This is a genomic window from Sphaerisporangium sp. NPDC004334 (assembly GCF_053602655.1).
On sequence record NZ_JBSGDZ010000019.1, the window covers coordinates 155,447 to 173,084 of the forward strand.

The following is a 17,638-nucleotide window of genomic DNA, read 5'->3' on the forward strand; positions in this document are numbered from 1 at the left end:
TCGCGGGCGGTGTTGGTCATGCGGGTGTGGTGGAGATCAGCGGCGGGGGCCGCGTACGGCGCTTGTGATGTCGGCGACGACTCGCTCGCGGGCGGCGATGGCCAGCGCTACGTCCCGGAACTGGCGAGCCCGGTGGATCTGGGCGTGCCAGTCGGTGCCGGTCGCCCGGTGGGACATCTCGACCTCGACCTCCATGACGCGAAAACCCTTTCGCACCAGGTCGATCGTCATGCCGGTCTCGACCCCGAACCCGTGCGCGAGCGGGCGGGCCGCCTCGAAGGCCGCCCGGGTGAGGCACCGCTGCCCGTTGAGCGGCTGGCCGGCCTCCCAGCCCGAGGCACGCCTGATGCCCTCGCGGGCAAGGCGCACGACGAAGCCGTGCCCGCCCAGCTTGACCCGGGTGGCGAACCTGGCGATGGTCATGTCGGCGGAGCCGGCCCGCACCGGTTCGACCAGCGGCGCGGCGCGGCCGGCGGTCTCGGCGAGGTCGGCGTCCAGGAACAGCAGGTGACGAGCCCCCTGCTCGTCGAGGAGACGCACCGCCTCGGCGCCGCTCTCCATCGCCGCGGCCTTGCCGCGGTTGCGGCTGTGGCGCACGACGCGCGCCCCCGCCGCCTTGGCCACCCGGCCCGTGGTGTCGGCCGAGCCGTCGTCGACCACCACGACGAGGTCGACGCCCGGGATGGCCAGCGCCGCGGTCACGGTGGCGCCGATGCGGTCGGCCTCGTCCTTGGCCGGGATGATCACCGCGGTGTCGGGCTGTGCGGATGGGTCGCTCATCGCTCCTCGTCCGGTCGGCTGCCATGTGACGGTCGACCGACGCTAGCACCGATCAGCGCCGGCGCGAGGCCCCGTCACGCCCCTTGTGCCGAGCCCATGCGGGACCTCCTGCGGGACCCGCATGCAACTCCCGGCGAGACCCTGATGAGGACCCCCGCCGAGAGCCCTGCCGGAACTCCCGCAAGCACCCCAATAGAACTCCCGCAAGCACCCTGCAGGGACTTCCCCCGAGAACCTTGCCGGGACTCCGCAAGCACCCTGCCGGGACTCCCGCCGGGGACTCTGCCGGGGCTTCCACCGGGACTCTGCCGGGGCTTTCGCCGAGACCTCGTTGAGACCGGGTCGAGACCTGGGTCGAGGCTCGCCAGGGTCCCCGTGCCGAGGCCACGGTGGGAGGCTCGGCCGGGGCCCTGCGCTGAGGGCACGGCGGCGCTGCGCGCGGTCACGTCCCGCCGGCCGGGCCGGGGGCCAGGGCGGCGGGAGGTGGCGGCGCGGTCAGCCGGGGTGTTCGGCGGCGAGCAACTCGGCCGGGATGGTGTCGTGCACGGTGAACACCGAATCCAGCCCCGTCACCTGGAGGATCTTGCGGACGGCGGGACGCGGCGAGGCCACCTCCAGCACGCCGCCGCGTTCTCGCATCCTCTTGAGCGCGGACAGCAGGACGTTCATGCCGGTGGAGTCGCAGAACTCCACGCCGGACATGTCTATGACGACCCTGTCGGGCCCGGTCTCCAGCAGGCGGGCGAACTCCGCCTGGAGACGAGGCGCCGTATATAGGTCGATTTCGCCGGCGACCGTCAAGATGGCGTGTCCGGCATGTGATCGAGTCGAGACCTTGAGCTCCACAGCGGGCACACTAGCGCCGTACCGCCCCCGGGTCACGCTCTACCGCTATAACCGAAGAGTCGTCCGCCCTTTGTTCCCCGTTTCGGCCTCATGGAAACGCTCCGTGCGCGAAGCTTGACGCTATGCGACACCGGCTCGGCCGGAAGGGGGGGAGGCCCGGAACCTCCGCGTCCGGTCGTCACTTCGAGAGGGAGGGACGGGCGTGGAGCGTGACGAGCCCGACATCGCCGATGAACAGTGACATACCCGAAGATCCTGGACGACAATGCATGCGCGAGCGGCTGGAGAGCATTCTCGCCCGCACCGAGAAGGCGCGCGCCTGGGGAGCCGCCGCCCTCCCGCTGCAGTCATTGCTCAACCGGGAAGGTTACGTCCCGATCAAGACGCGGCTCACGGTCGACGACCTCGACCTGCTCATGGCCGCGCGCGAGGAACTGCTGTGCTTCGCCGAGCTGGGCCTGCGCCTGCTCGACCTGCACCAGCCGCGTGACGCCGGCGGCATCACCAGCGACGCCGCGCATCCGATCCTGCGCTGCCGCAGCTGCATGTGGCGCTGGCCGTGCCCGACGTTCCGCGCCATGTCCGAGGCGCTGGAGTCCCTGCCGCCCGCCATGCCGCGGGATGAGGCCCTCCCTGCCGGCGTTCCCCTCGGCGGCTTCTCCGAGGTGGACGCCGCCGGCCCGCTGGAGGCGGTCGCGTCCGGCCGCCCGGTGGCCGCGCACCTGTGAAGGGCCCGGCGCGCCCGTCCGATGGCCGCGCACCTGTGAACGGCCGGTGCGCCCGTCCGATGGCCGCGCACCTGTGAACGGCCCGGTACGCCCGCCCTGTCAGGCGGTCGACTCCGAGATGGGCAGGCTGATCTCGAAGCGGCAGCCCGGGCCGTCGTTGACGACCGCGATGGCGCCTTCGTGGGCCTCCACGATGCCGCGGGCGATGGCGAGCCCGAGGCCGGCGCCTCCGTCCTTGCCCGGGGTTCGCGCGGTCTCGCCGCGGAAGGCCACGTCGAAGACGCGCGGCAGGTCGTCCTCGGGGATCCCGCCGCAGCAGTCGGCCACCGACAGCCGCACGGTGCGCTCGTCGGCCTCCGCCCGCACCACCACGGCGCCGTCCTCAGGGGTGTGCCTGATGGCGTTGACGACCAGGTTGCGCAGGGCGCGCCCGAGCTCGGCGGCGTCGGCGTAGATCGGCAGCACCGGCTCGGCCTCTCCGGTCAGCCGCACGCCCTTGGCCTTGGCCAGGGCCTCCACACCCGCGAGCGCGTCGGCCACCAGGTCGCCGAGACCGACGCGGTGCGGCGAGAGCCGCAGCGTGCCGGCGTGGATCCGCGACAGCTCGAACAGGTCGTCCACCATGTGCGACAACCGGTCGACCTCGTGCCTGATCTGGTTGTGGTAGCGGCGCACGGTCTCGGCGTCCTCCACGACGCCGTCCTCCAGCGCCTCGACCATGGCGCGCATGCCGGCGAGCGGCGTGCGCAGGTCGTGGCTGACCCAGGCCACCAGCTCGCGCCGCGCCCCTTCCAGGGCCCTCTCCCGTTCGCGTCCCTCGCGCAGCCGCTCGTACGCCTGCGCCAGCGCCTCCGCGATGGTGGTGAGCTCGGCCGGGAGCGGACCGGCGGGCGGGACGAAGTCGCTGGAGGGGCTGACGTCCTCCACGGCCGCGACCAGGCTCCTGCTGGCGGCGACGACCTGCCGGGCCACCGCCAGCGCGACGCCGAGGCCGACGAGCCCGGCGACGGCGACGACGGTGAGCACGACGTTCTTGGGGTGGCCGTCGATGATCATCTCGATGGTGATGGCGACCACCCCCGCGAGCGTGGCGGCGACGGTCACGACCGCGACGACGGCCAGCATGACGCCGATCGACCGGCCGCGCAGCAGCCGGAGCACCGCGAGGCCCAGCCCGGCGATCACCAGTCCGAGGCCGCCGGTGACGGCGACGATCTGCAGGATCATCGGAGCCCGCTTCCCCACCGGCACGTCGACGGCGGGCGCGCCCCCATCATGAGTCCTCCTCCGTGGTGGGCGCGTCGTCCACGGGCTCGTACCGGTATCCGACCCCCCACACGGTCACGATGCGGCGGGGCGCGGCCGGGTCGAGCTCGATCTTCTCGCGCAGGCGGCGGACGTGGACGGTGACCGTCGAGGTGTCGCCGAACGACCAGCCCCACACCTGGTCGAGCAGGGCGGCGCGGCTGAACGCCTGGCGCGGGTTGCGCATGAGGTGGGCGAGCAGGTCGAACTCGCGGGCCGTGAGGGTGATCTCGCGTTCTCCGAGACGCACCTCGTGGGCGCCCACGTCGACCAGCAGGTCACCGTCGCGCAGCACGCCAGTCCCGGAGGTGACCAGGGCCCCTCGGGCCCGCCGCAGCACCGACTGGACGCGCAGTGCCAGCTCGCGCGGGCTGAAGGGCTTGGTGACGTAGTCGTCGGCGCCGGTCTCCAGGCCCACGACGCGGTCGATCTCCTCGCCGAGGGCGGTCAGCATGATCACCGGGACCGGCCAGCGTTCGCGCAGCTTCTTGCAGACCTGCAGGCCGTCCATGCCGGGGAGCATGAGGTCCAGGACGAGCAGGTCGGGCGGGTCGGCGAGCGCCCTGCGCAGCGCCTCGGCCCCGTCGCCGACGCTCTCGACGGTGTGCCCGTCACGTTCCAGGTATCTGACGACGACCTCGGCCACGGTCGGGTCGTCGTCCACGACGAGGATGCGCGGCGGGGAAGCGGTACTCATCATCGGCCCCCCAGCTCGCCCAATTTGTCACATTTTATCGCCACAAAGCACCTGGAATAACAGAATCGACTATCCGGTGAAACCGACATAACAGACGACACGCGAAATGGACCGTCCCCACGGACAATGACACCGCACAGTGAGCCCGTCCGGGAGAGCGCCACCACACCCGTCATCACTTCGTAAGAGCCGTGCGGTGCGTTGCCGTCCGGAAGGTCACGATCCGGGGAAAGATCGGTGTCGCCTCGCGGCCGGGGCCGGTGCGACGTACCTTCTGCATATGGCCCGCATTGTGCTCACCATCCTCGGAGTCCTCCTCGCGCTCTACGTAGTGTTCGGGCTCCTCATCCCCCTCATCACCGGCATCCTGAAGATCTTCCTGATCATCGCCGTGATCGGTGTCGTCGCCGTGGCGGCGGTCACGGTGGTGGGCAAGCTGACGAAGTGACATGACCGCCCTCCACGCCACCTTCGCGCTCCTCGCGCAGCTCCTGGCCGGCCAGACCGGCCCGGGGACGCTGGCGACGGCCGGCCTGGTGGGCGTCACGCTGATCCTTTTCGCCTGGGCGCTGGCCCGGCCGGCCGCGCAGCCCGCCGTGGCGGTGGCCGCCGGCAGGCGCCCACGCGCGGCGCACGCGGTCTTCGTCCGGCTCGCTCACCCCGCGGCGCCCGGCCGTCCCCGGCCCAGAGCCCCTTCGTCCAGCCCCGCGCCCGTCTTCTAGCGCGCCGGCCACCACAGCGTGGCCGCGCGAGCGGCGTCCCGCCCGCCACCGGCGGCACCGGACGCCTGACGGGCGCCTCGTCATGTCCGCACACCGACGAATGGGGCTCTTTCATGCTTTCACTGCTCGACACCGTCATCGACTTCGCCTACCGGCTCATCGGCGCCGTCGGCTCGTTCACCGGGCCGGTCGCGGCGATCGTCCTGTGCACCATCGCGGTGCGCCTGCTGCTCCTGCCGCTCAGCGTCCGGCAGGCGACCGCCCACAAGGCGCGCCTGCGCCTGGCGCCGCAGGTGGCCAAGCTGCGCGAGCGCTTCGCCCGCGATCCCGAGCGGCTGGTCCGCGAGACCTCCAAGCTGTACGCCGCCGAGGGGACCTCGATGTTCGCCGGGCTTCTGCCCGGCCTGGCGCAGGCGCCGTTCTTCATGGTCGTCTACCGCGTCTTCGTCTCGGCGACGATCGCCGGCCATGCCAACCTGCTGCTCGCCCAGAGTGCCCTCGGCGTGCCGCTGGGTGAGCACTTCGCCGCCGCGCTGGCGTCCGGCGGCCTGTTCAGCGCGCCCGTCCTGGTCTTCGCCGGGCTGTTCGCGCTGCTGGCGGTGGTCGCCTGGCTGACCTGGAGGCGGATGGACGACACCGTGCCGCGCGCGTTGCGCCTGCTGCCGTTCGGCACGATCGCCGCCGCCGCCGTCCTGCCGCTCGCGGCCGGGCTGTACCTGCTGGTCAGCACCGCGTGGACGGCCGCTGAGCGCGCGGTCCTCTACCCCCGTCCGGTCTGACCCGGCGGTCCCGCGCACCCCCTGCCGGCCCGATACGGCGACCTCGCGCCCTCATGGAGGTTTGTACGCCATTAACGTGGAATGCCGGGAACGATGACCGCACGCCGACCGGGAGGTCCGAACGATGAACGGTGCCGACAGCGAGGTCGGACGGCTGGAGACGGTGCTCCTGCACCGTCCCGGCGCCGAGCTCAAGCGGCTGACCCCCCGCAACAGCGACAAGCTGCTCTTCGACGGCATCCCATGGGTCGGCAGGGCCCAGGAGGAGCACGACGCCTTCGCCCAGGCGCTGCGCGACCACGGCGTCGAGGTGCTCTACCTCACCGAGCTGCTCCAGGACACGCTGGAGTACGACGCCGGGCGTGAGGAGATCATCAGCGCCGTCCTCCAGGAGCGCCAGCTCGGCGACCGGCTCGCCGAGCTGGCGCGCCGCCACCTTTCGGAGCTGCACCCCGAGGACCTGACCCAGACTCTGATCGCGGGCCTGGCCCGCGAGGAGCTGAAGACCGGCCGGGGTCTTGTGTACGAGCTGATGGACCGCCACGACTTCGTTATCGACCCGCTGCCGAACCTGCTGTTCACCAGGGACTCCAGCGTGTGGATCGGCGACCGGGTGGCCGTGACGAGCCTGGCCATGCCCGCCCGCACCCGCGAGAGCCTGCTCACCCGGTTGATCTACACCTACCACCCGAGGTTCTCCGGCACCGGCCACCTGTACGAGCCGTGGCTGGAACACGTGGAGGGCGGGGACGTGCTGCTGATGGCGCCCGGGGTCCTCGCCGTGGGCACCGGCGAGCGCACCACTCCGGCCGGGGTGGAGCGGCTGTGCCGGCGGGTCTTCGCCGCGGGGCTGGCGCACACCGTCCTCGCGGTGCCGATCGCCCAGCAGCGGGCCACCATGCACCTGGACACCATCTGCACGATGGTGGACCTGGACACCGTGGTCATGTACCCGCCGGTCGCCTACTCGCTGCAGGCCTACACCGTGACCTCGGCGGAGGGCGGTGAGCTGCGCGTCTTCGAGCCCCGGCCGTTCCTGGAGGCGGCCGCGCAGGCCATGGGGGTCGAACGGGTGAAGGTGATCGACACCGGGCTGGACCCGGTGACCGCGGAGCGCGAGCAGTGGGACGACGGCAACAACACTCTGGCGCTGGCGCCGCGGGTGGCGGTGGCCTACGAGCGCAACGTCGAGACCAACGCCCGCCTGGAGGCCGCGGGTGTGAAGGTCATCCGAATTGCGGGCAGCGAACTCGGCAGCGGCCGGGGAGGTCCACGCTGCATGTCATGCCCTGTTAGCAGGGAGCGTCTAGCCGCACTCGCGTAGGGCCCCTATTTCGGGCGTCCGAACTTGCGAATTAAGGACAGCGACCGGGGCATGGATGACCGCCCACACCGTGGTCACGTCTTCGTCGTGACGCACCCCCCAGCGCTCGGCGAGGAACTCGACGATGCCGAGCCCCCGGCCGCCCAGCGAGGACAGGGCCGGCCGGCCCGCGCGGGGCTCCGTGGCCGCTCCCCCGTCACTCACCGTGACCTCGAGGTGGTCCTCCGCCCACTCCCAGGTGGCCATGATCTGGCCTGATGGGAGGGGGTGGGCGTGACGCAACGCATTGCTCAGCAACTCGCTCACCACCAGGACGGCGTCCTCTATGGCGGTGGCGAACACCCCGCATGCCTCGAGATCGGCGCTGAGACGCTGGCGTGCGACGGCGACGCTGGTCGGCGCATACGGCAACAGCACGACGCCCTCACTTCCCCGTTCTCCTGCATTTCCCCCTGAGGAAAACACATCCCAGTACGACCGAAATGCCCCGTTCGATGGTTCTGGAAACCGCGCGGCGATCATTGCTTGTGCAGATTCGACAATAGGCGCGGTCATCTGTGACCAGCTCGTTACCGCTTCGGTGTGTCGGATCCGATATAGGCGTCGGCGATGCTCAAAACGAATCGCATTCGGGTGCCGCCGCCGGGACGCGCGTGCGCGGTCACCTCGCCGCCCTGCGCACGGGCGAGGGTGCGCGCGATGTAAAGCCCGAGCCCCACGCCGCCGAAACGCCGGCGGTCGCCGCTGTCGGCCTGAACGAACCGCTCGAAGACCCGCTCGCGGTCCTCCGGCGCGATGCCGACGCCCTCGTCGTCGACGGCCAGGACGACGCGGCCGTCCTCCGGCCAGGCCAGCACCCTGATCAGGCCGCCGTCCGGCGAGTACTTGAAGGCGTTCTCCAGCAACTGGCCGAGCAGGATGTCGGTGGCCAGGGCGTCCCCGTCGACCAGCGGCAGGTCGCCCGGGATGTCCACCTCCACGTGGTGCCGGTCGGACAGCACCGGCATGCCAAGCGTCGCCGCGCGCACGCGCTCGCCCAGGTCGAAGCTCTCCAGCCGGATCTTGAACTTCTCGCCGCCCGCCCGCGCGCCGAGGAGCAGATGGTCCATGAGCCGGCCGAGGTCGCGCGCCCGCTCGGCGATGGTGCGCACGGCCGAGCGCCGCTCGACGTCCGACAGCTTGTCCCACCGCGCGTCCAGGGTGCTGGCGAAGCCCTGGACGACCGTGATCGGGGTGCGCAGCTCGTGGCTGGTGGTGGCCAGGAACAGGTCCTTGGCCTCCTCGAGCTCCTTGGCCAGCGTCACGTCGCGGAAGTCCACGACGACCTCGGCGGTCTCGCCGATCCCGGCGCTGACCACGTCCAGCCAGCGGCCGGAGGGGAGCTGCGTGGTGAGCTTCTCGCCGGGCCCGGGCAGCGGGAACGGCGGGTGGACGCCGATCACCTCCGCCGCCGCCAGGCCGGTCAGCTCCTCCGCGGCGGGGTTCCACTGGGTGACCCGCCCGCCCCCGTCGAGCACGGCGATGCCGTCCGCGCTGGCGTCGACGACGGCGCGCTCGTGCGCCCGCTGCCGCACCGCGTCCTGGTAGGCCATGGCGTTGGCGAGCGCGATGCCGGCGTGCCCGGCGAGCAGCTCCAGCAGCTCCAGCTCGATGTGGCCGGCCTTGTGCTCGGCGAACAGCGCGTACAGGGCCCCGTAGGGCCGGCCGCCGACCGCGGCGACGCCCAGCGCGATGGTGTGCAGGCCCGGCAGCTCCGACCAGATCAGCTCGTCCAGCACCGCCTGGTCGCCGGTCTCCAGCAGCACGGTCTTGCCGGTGCGCAGCAGCTTGCCGACCAGGCTGCTGTGCAGGTCGGCGGTCGCGCCCTTCACCCGCTCCGGCAGGCCGTGGGTGCTCACCAGCCGCAGCCGCTCGTCCTCGATCAGCACGAAGCCGCCCGCGTCGGCCCCGGTCAGCTCGGTGAGGCTCGCGGCGATGCGGTCCAGCACCGGCTCCAGCTCCAGCTCGGCGTTGATGTCGCCCACCACGTCGGTGAGCCGCCGCACGAGCCGCGCGCGGCGGGCGGCCCGCTCGCGGGCGACCGCGTCGTTCTCCGCCGGGTGGTAGACGCTCACGTACCCGAGCAGCGCGCCGGCCTCCGACCGCAGAGCACTGATGTCCACGCCCACGTCCAGCAGCGAGCCGTCGCAGCGCAGGCGCTTGGTGCGCAGGGAGACCGGGCCGCCGGTGCGCACCCGTTCCAGTACCGCGTTGTGCTCGGCCACCAGCTCGTCGGGCACGAGCGGCGCCCGGCGCCCGGTCATCTCGGCCGCGGACCAGCCGAACAGGCGCTCCGCCGCGGGGTTCCAGATCAGTACGGTAAGATCACGATCGAGGGTTACGACGGCATTGGGCGAGCTCGCGATGACAGCGCGGGCAAAGCCGTCATCGAGGTTCTCTCCCCTGTCGTCACTCATGACCCCCATCGTGCCCGTTTTTGCCCCCGCGCCTTGGCACTTTCGATGTGCGAATCATCGCATTCGGCGCAGCGGCCGATGACATGGGCGCCACTCCCTCCGGCGCGGCCGGGAGCAGGGCTCCCTCCGATACGCTGCCGGTAGGCGAGAGGGGTACGGCCATGACGACAGGGGATCTCGAGGCCCTGGTGCGGGTGACCGCTCCCGGCTATGTGGGCGAGACCCCGCCCGAGGTGGCCTTCGGCACCACCGACACGCCGGTCGGGCCGCTCGCGCTCGCCGTCACCGCGCGCGGCGTGGTCGCGTGCAGCTACGAGAACGAGCACGTCATCTTCGCGCGCGTCTCCCGCGAGATCGGGACGTTCATCGGCCCCGACCCGCGGCGCCTGGACCCGGTCCGGCGCGAGCTGGACGCCTACTTCTCCGGCAGGCTGCGCGCGTTCACCGTTCCGGTCGACCTGCGGCTGGCCACGCCCTTCGCCCGCACGGTGCTGCAGATGACGATGGCCGTGCCCTACGGCCGCGTGACGACCTACCCCGAGATCGCCGAGCGCATCGGGCGTCCGCAGGCGCTGCGCGCGATCGGCAACGCCCTGACGGCCAACCCGGTGTGCGTCATCGTCCCCTGCCACCGGGCGCTGGAGGCGCCGGGACGGCCGGGAGGTTACGCCGGCGGCCCCGCCGCCAAGGAGGTCCTGCTCCGCCTGGAGGCCGCGGCGGACTAGGCGCACTCGATCGAGGCCGGCGACCGGCTACGACCGGGCCATCGACTACGGCCGGGCGACCGAGTGCGACCGGGCCACGGGTGCCACCGGCCACGGGCGCTACCGGGCCACCGGCGCGTCGGTGAGGGCGGCGCCGTCGCGGGCGCGCCGCCTCAACAGGCCCACCAGCAGCGTCACCAGCGCCGAGACGACGAACGCGGCCAGCGCCGCGCTCATCCACGGCTGCCGCTCGAACCCGATCAGCTCGCGGAGCGCCGCCCAGCGCTCGTCCCACCACTTCAGCGTGGCCGCTCCGGTGAACACCCAGTACGCCACGAAGCCGAGCAGCCATGGAACGAGCATCGCCCAGCGCGAGGGCGCGTCCTGCGAGGTGTCCCATCGCGCGGCCCCGCCCAGCAGGAAGTAGTCGACCACGAGCACGGCGAACATCGGGACGAACACCGCGCCGATCACCCCGAGGAAGGCCCCGTAGGAGTTCACGTTGGCGAACAGCGCGATGCCGGTCGTCAGCACGCCGACCCCGATCGAGAAGACCCGCCGGTCGACCCGGGGCAGCAGATTCTGCAGGGACATGGCCGTGGAGTAGACGTTGGCGAACGACTGGTCGGCCTCCCGCAGCACCAGGACGCCGAAGAACAGCGCGCCGAGCGGCACCGCGACGAACGCGTTCCAGACCCGGTCAGGGTCGTTGCCGACCGAAGCGAGGGCGACGATGCCGAGCACCAGGCACGCCACCTGGGCGATCGTGTAGCCGGTGACCACTCCGGTGAACGCCGCCCGGCCGGACCGCGAGTGCCGCGCGTAGTCCGCCGCGACCGGGACCCAGGAGACCGAGAGCGCGATCACGTAGTCCACGGCGGGGGCGAACGCGTTCCAGCTCCCGCCGCCCAGGCTCGGCGCCTCGCGCATCAGTGCCACCGCGAGCCACACCATCGCGACGACCACGGCGGCCGTCACGAAGCGGCGCAGAAGGCGGATGGCACCCAGCGGGCGGATGGTCAGGGCGATCGTCAGCGCGCCGGCGGCCAGCACCCAGACCGCGTACGGCACGGAGTCGCCGAAGACGGCCTGTGCTCCCTTGGCGATCACCCACAGCTCGAAGGCCCCCCAGCCGAGCATCTGGACGATGTTCAGCACGGTGGGCAGGTACGACAGCCGGGCCCCGAACAGCCCGCGCAGCAGCACCATCGCGGGCGCGCCCGTGCGGGCGCCGGGGATGGCCGCCAGGCCCACCATGACGGTGCCGACCAGGCTGCCCACCACGGCGGCCAGCACGGCCGCGACCATGCTCAGCGGCGCGCCGCCCAGCGGGTCGAGAAGGTACAGGGCGCCGGAGAAGCCGAGCAGGCTCACCCCGAGGTTGGCCCAGAAGGCGCCCTGGTCGAGGAATCCGAGGGTCTTCGGAGGGGCCTCGTCGAGGGTCAGGGGGACTTCATCGACGGCGGACGTCATCGCACGCTCCCTACGCCGGCATTACCCGGACAGGTTCCGGCGGTCGGCGGCGCGCCCAGCCCTCGCTGGGAACCGCCCTCTCAGCCCGGTGACGCCCGAGCTCCCGCGCTATGTATTTTGCGCGATTATTACATCCGGCCGTCAGGCGACGTAGGGCTGCCCCCCGTTCTCGGCGACCATGGGACGCCCGGCGGCCGCCCACGAGTGCATGCCGCCGCCGACGTTGACGGCCTCGCGGCCCACGTGGTTGAGCCAGGCGGTGGCCTGGGCGGACCGGCCGCCGACACGGCACACGACGTACACCGGGACTCCGGCGGGGATCTCCTCGACCCGCTGCTGCAGCGTGCCGAGCGGTATGTGGACGGCCGTCGGGGCGTGGCCCGCCTGCCACTCGTCGGGCTCGCGCACGTCGAGCAGGTAGGCGTCGTCGGGCACGGCCCCGGCCTGGATCTCTGGGACGGTCATGCCGACCATTGTCCCCGCTTCGCGAGCCTTCCGCCCGCTAACGGAGGGTTGTCGCGCCGTGACGCCGGGAAGTTTTCCCTTCGCGCACCGGCGAAGCACCGCAAAACACCTCAGAGCCCCGGCGCGGCCGGCCACCTGGCACCACCACTCGCGCGGCGGTAACGGCCCCGGGCGAGCGGGCCCACCGGAGGAGCCGAGGGGCCGCCTCACTTGAGCAGCCGGGACATCCTGCGGTCGGCCAGCGGCTTGCCGCCGGTCTGGCAGGTCGGGCAGTACTGCAGGGAGGAGTCGGCGAAGGAGACCTCCCTGATCGTGTCCCCGCACACCTCGCACGGCTCTCCGGTGCGCCCGTGGACCCGCAGGCCGGACTTCTTCTCGGTCTTGAGGTCCTTGGCGGCCAGACCGCGCGACCGCTCGACGGCCTCGCGCAGGGTGGTGACGATCGCCTCGTGCAGGTCGGCGACCGCCGTGTCGCTCAGCGAGTCGGCGATCTTGAACGGGGACATCTTGGCCGCGTGCAGCACCTCGTCGGAGTAGGCGTTGCCGATGCCCGCGATGATCTTCTGGTCGCGCAGCAGCCCCTTGATCTGCGTGCGGCTGCCGCTCACGATGCCCTTGAGCACGTCGGGGGTGAAGTCAGGCGCCAGCGGGTCGGGGCCGAGGCTCGCGATGCCGGGCACCTCGGCCGGGTCGGTGACGACGTAGACGGCCAGCCGCTTCTGGGTGCCGGCCTCGGTCAACTCGAAGCCCGGCGCCCGGCCGTCGTCGTCGTCGGGGGCGAACCGCAGCCGCACGGCCAGCGGCCCCTTGCCTGGACGCACCGGCCTGGCTCCCGACAGGTCCTCCCGCCAGCGCAGCCAGCCGCCGCGGGCCAGGTGGGTGACGAAGTGCAGCCCGTCGCAGTCGAGGTCCAGGAACTTGCCGTGGCGCGCCACGGCGGTCACCGCCAGGCCGCCGAGCGAGGTGACCGGCGGCCGCACGGTCTTCAGGGCCTGGAAGGCCACCACGTCCACACCGGCGACCACGCGGCCGACGGCCCGCTCGCGCAGGAACTCGGCGAGCGACTCCACCTCGGGAAGCTCGGGCATGCCATCACACTAACCGCTGACCGAGGGTCCGCCCGGTGAGCGGCCGACGGGTGCGCGTGGCCGCTCACCGCGGGCCTACTTGGTGAGCACGTCCTTGGGCACCGGCTTGTCCTCGGCCAGGGAGCCGAACAGCCGCAGCGCGCGCTGGGTGTCCCATTTGACGACCGCGGCGCCGTTGATGGTGGGCAGCGAGCCGATGGGGACGGCGGTGGCGACCGGGTCGCCGCTCATGGCCATCCCGAGCGACAACAGGTCGAAGGTGCCCGTGCCGCCGTCGACGGCGACCGAGTCGGTGGCGGCCATCGCCAGCGGCACCGAGCGGAAGGGGTTGACCAGCACGCCGGGGCTCGCGGCCTTCTTGACCACGGCCGAGAAGAACTGCCGCTGGCGCTGGGTGCGGTCGAAGTCGGGGATCGCGCCCGTCGCCCGGGTACGGACGAAGCCCAGCGCGGTGCCGCCCTCCATGTCCTGGCAGCCCTTCTTCAGGTCGATGCCGGCCTTGGGGTCCTTGATGTTCTGCTTGACGCAGATGTTCACCCCGCCGATCGCGTCGACGATGCCGACGAAGCCGCCGAACCCGATCTCCATGTAGTGGTCGAGGCGGATGCCGGTGACCTTCTCCACGGTCTTGGCCAGCAGCTTGGGGCCGCCGAAGGCGTAGGCGGCGTTCAGCTTGTCGCTGCCGTGCCCGTCGATCGGCACGAACGAGTCGCGGGGCAGGCTGACCAGGGTCGGCCGGCCACTGCCGGCCGGCACGTGCAGGAGCATCATCGTGTCGGTGCGCTTGCCGACCGCCCGGCCGGTGGCGAGCTTCTTGCGCTGGGCGGCCGTCAGCCCGGCCCGGCTGTCGGAGCCGACCAGCAGCCAGTCTTCGCCCGGGGTGGCCGCCGGGCGCCCGGCGTAGTCGGTGAGCGAGTCCACGACGTTGAGCCGGGAGTTGATCCAGAAGAACCCGCCGACGGCGAGCACGATCAGCAGCACCAGCACGACCGCGAGGACGCGGAGCACCAGACGGCCGATGCGCCGGGGAGGACGAGGCGGACCAGGCGGCTGGTCGCCGCCCGAGCCGCTTCCCCCGCCGGGCGGCTGCGTGCCGGGCAGCGGACGCACCGGCGCCTGCCCCGCGCGCGGCTTGCCGTACACGCGCGACGACCTGCCCCGGCCCTCGCCCGAGGGCGCGGTGGGCGGGGCCTCGCCTCCCGCGCCGTACTGCTGCAGGACGGTGGCGTCGTCGTCCGGCCCGCCGGCCGGCGCGCCGCCGCGTCCGCGCTCACCCTCGTGAGCCGGCGCGCCCTGCGGGAAGCGGTGCGCGGGCTGACCGGCGGAGTACCCGCCCGCCGCCTGACCCTCTGCCCGGCCATCCGCCCGGCCCGCGGCCGGCGCGCCGTACGCGCCCTCGCCACCCGCCCCGGCAGGGCGCCGGAGAGCCCGCGTCGGCCCCTCCAGGGTCTCGTCGGATCCCCCCGACCCGCCGTTTCCCGGCCAATCGCCCACTTTCCCGTCCCCGTCCTGTGCCAAGAGCCATCTCTGCATCGAAGCTACGCCGTCGCGGAGGCGGCGGTAGCTCTCTCACCAAGGTTTTCTCCGGTAAAAGTACGCAGAGTCACAGTAAGTCACCAATGTTGGGTCGCGGGAAACATTGCCCGTCCCCCGGCCGTTAGCGTGTACGACGACATCTAGCGAAAGGACAGTCGTGTCCGCTCCGGACCCATGGAGTACCTGCCCGTGCCACGGCACGGGCCTCGTCAAATATCGGACGGCTGAGCTGTGACCATCGTTCTTGGTCTGGCCGCCGTCCTTGTTCTCACCCTGGCGACCGGTTTCTTCGTCGCCCAGGAGTTCGCGTTCGTCACCTCCGACCGGGCGGCGCTCCGGCAGCAGGCCGCCGCGGGCGACGCCGCCGCCGAGCGGGCCCTCAAGGTCACCGGCAGGCTCTCGTTCATGTTGTCGGGCGCCCAGCTCGGCATCACCGTGACCACCTTGCTCGTCGGCTTCATCACCGAGCCCGCGCTCACTCCGCTGATCAGCCCCAGCCTGGCCGCCGCCGGAGTGCCGCAGGCCGCGATCCCCGGCGTCGCCGTGACGCTCGGGCTGGTCATCGCCACCGTCGTGCAGATGGTGCTCGGCGAGCTGGTGCCCAAGAACTACGGCATCTCCCGGCCCGAGCCGGCGGCCAAGTGGCTGGCCCGTCCCACCCTGGCCTACATGGCCGTCGCGGGACCGGTCATCCGCTTCTTCGACACCTCCGCCTCCCGCCTGCTCCGCCTGGCCGGCGTCGAGCCGGTGGAGGAGGTGGAGCGCGGCGCGACCCCGGAGGAGCTGTCGCGCATCATCGCCGAGTCCGAGGCGGCCGGTGAGCTGTCCGGGCGCCTGTCCGACCTGCTGGAGCGCGCCCTGGAGTTCGGCGACCGCACCGCCGAGGACGTCATGGTGCCCCGTCCCCGCGTGGTCTCGCTGCGTGCGGGACGGCCCGCCTCCGACCTGCTGGACGCCGTCAAGTCCTCCGGCCACTCCCGTTATCCCGTCCTCGGCGCCGACGGCGGCGACGTCGTCGGCGTGACCGGCCTGCGCGAACTGCTGCGGGCGCCCTCGGACGACGTGCCCATCGAGCGCATCAGCGTCACGCCGCTGCTCGTGCCCACCACGCTCCCGCTGCCCGCGCTGCGGGAGCGCATGCGCGCCTCCGGCCGCGAGCTGGCGTGCGTCATCGACGAGTACGGCGGGCTCGCCGGCGTCGTCACGATGGAGGACCTGGCCGAGGAGCTCGTCGGCGAGCTGGTCGACGAGAACGACCCCGACCCGGCCGGGGCCGTCGCGCTGGAGGACGGCACCTGGGACGTGCGCGGCACCCTGCGCCTGGACGAGGTCGAGCGCGCGACCGGGCTGCGCCTGCCCGAGAGCGACGACTACGAGACCGTGGCCGGGCTGATCATGTCGCGCCTCGGCCGCCTCGCCGAGCCCGGGGACGAGGTGAGCGTCCCCCTGACCGACGAGCAGGACCTCCTGGAGGCCGGCGAACCGGCCGGCAGGGAGGCGGTGGTCACCGTGCTGGACGTCCAGCGCAGGATCCCCGACCGGGTGCGGCTCGTGCCCCGGGCCGCCGACGCGGCGGTCATGAGCGGTGAGGCCCGGTGAACTCCATCACCGCCCTCCTGCTCGGCGTCGTGCTACTCGTCGGCAACGGCCTGTTCGTCGCGGCCGAGTTCGCCGTGGTGTCCGGCAGCCGGCACCGCCTGGAGGAGGCCGCCGCGGGCGGAGGCCGCCTCACCAAGGCGGCCGGCCGCGCCGCCCTCCGCAACGGGCGGGAGCTCTCGCTCATGCTGGCCGGCGCGCAGCTCGGCATCACGCTGTGCTCGCTGGGCCTGGCCATGGTCACCGAACCCGCGATCGAGCACCTGCTCGAGCCGGTGTTCGGGCTCGTCGGGCTTCCCGAGTCCGCGCGCGTGGGCGTGGCGTACGTCATCGCCCTGGGGATCATCACGTTCCTGCACATGGTCGTGGGGGAGATGGCGCCCAAGTCTTGGGCGCTGACCCGCCCTGAGCGGACGGCCATGGGTCTGGCCCTGCCGTTCCGCGGCTTCACCTGGATCGCCCGGCCGGTGCTCGCGGCGCTCAACGGGCTGTCCAACGGCCTGCTGCGCGCCTTCGGCGTCCGGCCGCGCGACGAGCTCGCCACGACCCGGACGCCGCCTCAGCTGGCCATGCTCGTCGGCGAGTCGGCCCGCATGGGGCTGCTGGACCGGGACGAGCACGACCTGCTCACCAGCGCGCTCCGCGTTCAGTCGCAGACCGTGGAGCGGCTGACGGTGCCCATCGCGCGGGCCACGGCCGTGCCCGCCGGCGCCCCGGAGGCGGTCGTGCGGCGGACGGCGGCGGCGTCCGGCCACCTGCGGCTGCTGGTCAACGGCGGCGCCCCGGAGGACGTGCTCGGCGTGCTGCACGTCCGTGACACGCTCCTGAACCCCGGCACGCCGCCGGAGGAGCTCATGAGCCCCGCTCCGCGCCTTCCGGCGTCGGCGACCATCCCGGAGGCCGTGGAGCGCCTGCAGGACGCCCACGCCCATCTGGGCCTCGTCATGGGCCGGGACGGGCGGGTGGCCGGCATGGTGAGCCTGGGCGACCTGGTCGGCGAACTGCTGAACGCTCGTGCAAGCACCCCGAAAGCGGGCTGAAAGCCAGGACGGCTAGACATCCGTGAGCGGATCGACCACATCGGATGTGAAGAACGGGCCATCGGGCGCCCGGCGGGGCTTCTCTCGCCGGGCGCCGCG

General features: G+C 72.4%; 18 protein-coding genes and 1 riboswitch. Of the genes, 8 read left to right on the plus strand and 10 right to left on the minus strand.

What is annotated here, in order from left to right; all coding sequences use genetic code 11:
- Positions 1-36 precede the first annotated feature (36 nt).
- Positions 37-780 carry a glycosyltransferase family 2 protein gene (locus tag ACWEN6_RS25415; RefSeq protein WP_452573392.1) on the minus strand — a complete coding sequence of 248 codons (744 nt, stop codon included), beginning with the start codon at positions 778-780 and terminating at the stop codon, positions 37-39.
- 495 nt (positions 781-1,275) lie between these two features.
- Complete coding sequence (locus tag ACWEN6_RS25420) at positions 1,276-1,626, minus strand: STAS domain-containing protein (RefSeq protein WP_452573394.1); 351 nt, start codon at positions 1,624-1,626, stop codon at positions 1,276-1,278.
- Between the two features lie 269 nt (positions 1,627-1,895).
- Here ACWEN6_RS25420 and ACWEN6_RS25425 point away from each other — a divergent pair, with 269 nt between their 5' ends.
- Entirely contained in the window at positions 1,896-2,354 is a 459-nt protein-coding gene (locus ACWEN6_RS25425; protein ID WP_452573396.1) for a hypothetical protein, read from the plus strand.
- A 99-nt stretch (positions 2,355-2,453) separates the two neighbouring features.
- Here ACWEN6_RS25425 and ACWEN6_RS25430 read toward each other — a convergent pair whose 3' ends face one another.
- Positions 2,454-3,581 (minus strand): sensor histidine kinase, encoded by a 1,128-nt coding sequence (locus ACWEN6_RS25430; RefSeq protein ID WP_452573398.1) that lies wholly within the window; start codon positions 3,579-3,581, stop codon positions 2,454-2,456.
- A 46-nt stretch (positions 3,582-3,627) separates the two neighbouring features.
- Positions 3,628-4,359 carry a response regulator transcription factor gene (locus ACWEN6_RS25435; protein ID WP_452573400.1) on the minus strand — a complete coding sequence of 244 codons (732 nt, stop codon included), beginning with the start codon at positions 4,357-4,359 and terminating at the stop codon, positions 3,628-3,630.
- 277 nt (positions 4,360-4,636) lie between these two features.
- Between ACWEN6_RS25435 and ACWEN6_RS25440 the strand changes: the two genes are divergently transcribed.
- The 4 genes from ACWEN6_RS25440 to ACWEN6_RS25455 all read left to right on the plus strand — a co-directional run bounded on the left by ACWEN6_RS25440 (position 4,637) and on the right by ACWEN6_RS25455 (position 7,181).
- Positions 4,637-4,804, plus strand: coding sequence for a hypothetical protein (locus tag ACWEN6_RS25440; protein WP_354844038.1), 168 nt, complete (start codon positions 4,637-4,639; stop codon positions 4,802-4,804).
- 1 nt (position 4,805) lies between these two features.
- Positions 4,806-5,078 (plus strand): DUF6412 domain-containing protein, encoded by a 273-nt coding sequence (locus ACWEN6_RS25445; RefSeq protein WP_452573402.1) that lies wholly within the window; start codon positions 4,806-4,808, stop codon positions 5,076-5,078.
- A 113-nt stretch (positions 5,079-5,191) separates the two neighbouring features.
- Complete coding sequence (locus ACWEN6_RS25450; protein WP_452573404.1) at positions 5,192-5,857, plus strand: YidC/Oxa1 family membrane protein insertase; 666 nt, start codon at positions 5,192-5,194, stop codon at positions 5,855-5,857.
- Between the two features lie 124 nt (positions 5,858-5,981).
- Positions 5,982-7,181, plus strand: a complete 1,200-nt coding sequence (locus tag ACWEN6_RS25455) for an arginine deiminase (RefSeq protein ID WP_452573406.1) — start codon at positions 5,982-5,984, stop codon at positions 7,179-7,181.
- Here the strand turns inward: ACWEN6_RS25455 and ACWEN6_RS25460 are convergent.
- Together ACWEN6_RS25460 and ACWEN6_RS25465 are read right to left on the minus strand one after the other, a co-directional pair.
- A complete protein-coding gene (locus tag ACWEN6_RS25460) occupies positions 7,164-7,598 on the minus strand; it encodes an ATP-binding protein (RefSeq protein WP_354844026.1) in 435 nt (144 codons plus the stop codon). The two genes, ACWEN6_RS25455 and ACWEN6_RS25460, sit on opposite strands and share 18 nt — an antisense overlap.
- Positions 7,599-7,750: 152 nt before the next feature.
- Entirely contained in the window at positions 7,751-9,637 is a 1,887-nt protein-coding gene (locus tag ACWEN6_RS25465; RefSeq protein WP_380827505.1) for a PAS domain S-box protein, read from the minus strand.
- Between the two features lie 161 nt (positions 9,638-9,798).
- Here ACWEN6_RS25465 and ACWEN6_RS25470 point away from each other — a divergent pair, with 161 nt between their 5' ends.
- Positions 9,799-10,362, plus strand: a complete 564-nt coding sequence (locus tag ACWEN6_RS25470) for a methylated-DNA--[protein]-cysteine S-methyltransferase (RefSeq protein ID WP_354844020.1) — start codon at positions 9,799-9,801, stop codon at positions 10,360-10,362.
- 99 nt (positions 10,363-10,461) lie between these two features.
- Here the strand turns inward: ACWEN6_RS25470 and ACWEN6_RS25475 are convergent, their stop codons facing one another.
- The 4 genes from ACWEN6_RS25475 to ACWEN6_RS25490 all read right to left on the minus strand — a co-directional run bounded on the left by ACWEN6_RS25475 (position 10,462) and on the right by ACWEN6_RS25490 (position 14,861).
- Positions 10,462-11,814: a purine-cytosine permease family protein gene (locus ACWEN6_RS25475; protein WP_452573408.1), complete on the minus strand. Its 1,353-nt coding sequence runs from the start codon at positions 11,812-11,814 to the stop codon at positions 10,462-10,464.
- Positions 11,805-11,931: riboswitch (TPP riboswitch) on the minus strand. Its footprint overlaps the gene before it by 10 nt.
- Positions 11,932-11,955: 24 nt before the next feature.
- Positions 11,956-12,288: a rhodanese-like domain-containing protein gene (locus ACWEN6_RS25480; RefSeq protein WP_452573410.1), complete on the minus strand. Its 333-nt coding sequence runs from the start codon at positions 12,286-12,288 to the stop codon at positions 11,956-11,958.
- A gap of 197 nt (positions 12,289-12,485) precedes the next feature.
- On the minus strand, positions 12,486-13,367 hold the full coding sequence (locus ACWEN6_RS25485; RefSeq protein ID WP_452573412.1) for an Fpg/Nei family DNA glycosylase: 882 nt from the start codon (positions 13,365-13,367) through the stop codon (positions 12,486-12,488).
- Between the two features lie 75 nt (positions 13,368-13,442).
- Positions 13,443-14,861: an LCP family protein gene (locus tag ACWEN6_RS25490; RefSeq protein ID WP_452573414.1), complete on the minus strand. Its 1,419-nt coding sequence runs from the start codon at positions 14,859-14,861 to the stop codon at positions 13,443-13,445.
- Between the two features lie 273 nt (positions 14,862-15,134).
- Here ACWEN6_RS25490 and ACWEN6_RS25495 point away from each other — a divergent pair, with 273 nt between their 5' ends.
- Together ACWEN6_RS25495 and ACWEN6_RS25500 are read left to right on the plus strand one after the other, a co-directional pair.
- Positions 15,135-16,502: a hemolysin family protein gene (locus ACWEN6_RS25495; protein ID WP_452573416.1), complete on the plus strand. Its 1,368-nt coding sequence runs from the start codon at positions 15,135-15,137 to the stop codon at positions 16,500-16,502.
- A complete protein-coding gene (locus ACWEN6_RS25500; protein ID WP_452573418.1) occupies positions 16,499-17,539 on the plus strand; it encodes a hemolysin family protein in 1,041 nt (346 codons plus the stop codon). The genes ACWEN6_RS25495 and ACWEN6_RS25500 overlap by 4 nt, the downstream gene beginning before the upstream one ends.
- The last annotated feature ends 99 nt before the right edge of the window (positions 17,540-17,638 follow it).

Excerpts from the sequence above, each read along its gene's own strand:
- ACWEN6_RS25470 (WP_354844020.1), top strand. The coding sequence starts at position 9,799 with ATGACGACAGGGGATCTCGAGGCCCTGGTGCGGGTGACCGCTCCCGGC.
- ACWEN6_RS25435 (WP_452573400.1), bottom strand. The coding sequence starts at position 4,359 with ATGATGAGTACCGCTTCCCCGCCGCGCATCCTCGTCGTGGACGACGAC.
- ACWEN6_RS25475 (WP_452573408.1), bottom strand. The coding sequence starts at position 11,814 with ATGACGTCCGCCGTCGATGAAGTCCCCCTGACCCTCGACGAGGCCCCT.
- ACWEN6_RS25465 (WP_380827505.1), bottom strand. The coding sequence starts at position 9,637 with ATGAGTGACGACAGGGGAGAGAACCTCGATGACGGCTTTGCCCGCGCT.
- ACWEN6_RS25485 (WP_452573412.1), bottom strand. The coding sequence starts at position 13,367 with ATGCCCGAGCTTCCCGAGGTGGAGTCGCTCGCCGAGTTCCTGCGCGAG.
- ACWEN6_RS25425 (WP_452573396.1), top strand. The coding sequence starts at position 1,896 with ATGCGCGAGCGGCTGGAGAGCATTCTCGCCCGCACCGAGAAGGCGCGC.
- ACWEN6_RS25450 (WP_452573404.1), top strand. The coding sequence starts at position 5,192 with ATGCTTTCACTGCTCGACACCGTCATCGACTTCGCCTACCGGCTCATC.
- ACWEN6_RS25455 (WP_452573406.1), top strand. The coding sequence starts at position 5,982 with ATGAACGGTGCCGACAGCGAGGTCGGACGGCTGGAGACGGTGCTCCTG.
- ACWEN6_RS25430 (WP_452573398.1), bottom strand. The coding sequence starts at position 3,581 with ATGATCCTGCAGATCGTCGCCGTCACCGGCGGCCTCGGACTGGTGATC.
- ACWEN6_RS25480 (WP_452573410.1), bottom strand. The coding sequence starts at position 12,288 with ATGGTCGGCATGACCGTCCCAGAGATCCAGGCCGGGGCCGTGCCCGAC.
- ACWEN6_RS25445 (WP_452573402.1), top strand. The coding sequence starts at position 4,806 with ATGACCGCCCTCCACGCCACCTTCGCGCTCCTCGCGCAGCTCCTGGCC.
- ACWEN6_RS25415 (WP_452573392.1), bottom strand. The coding sequence starts at position 780 with ATGAGCGACCCATCCGCACAGCCCGACACCGCGGTGATCATCCCGGCC.
- ACWEN6_RS25440 (WP_354844038.1), top strand. The coding sequence starts at position 4,637 with ATGGCCCGCATTGTGCTCACCATCCTCGGAGTCCTCCTCGCGCTCTAC.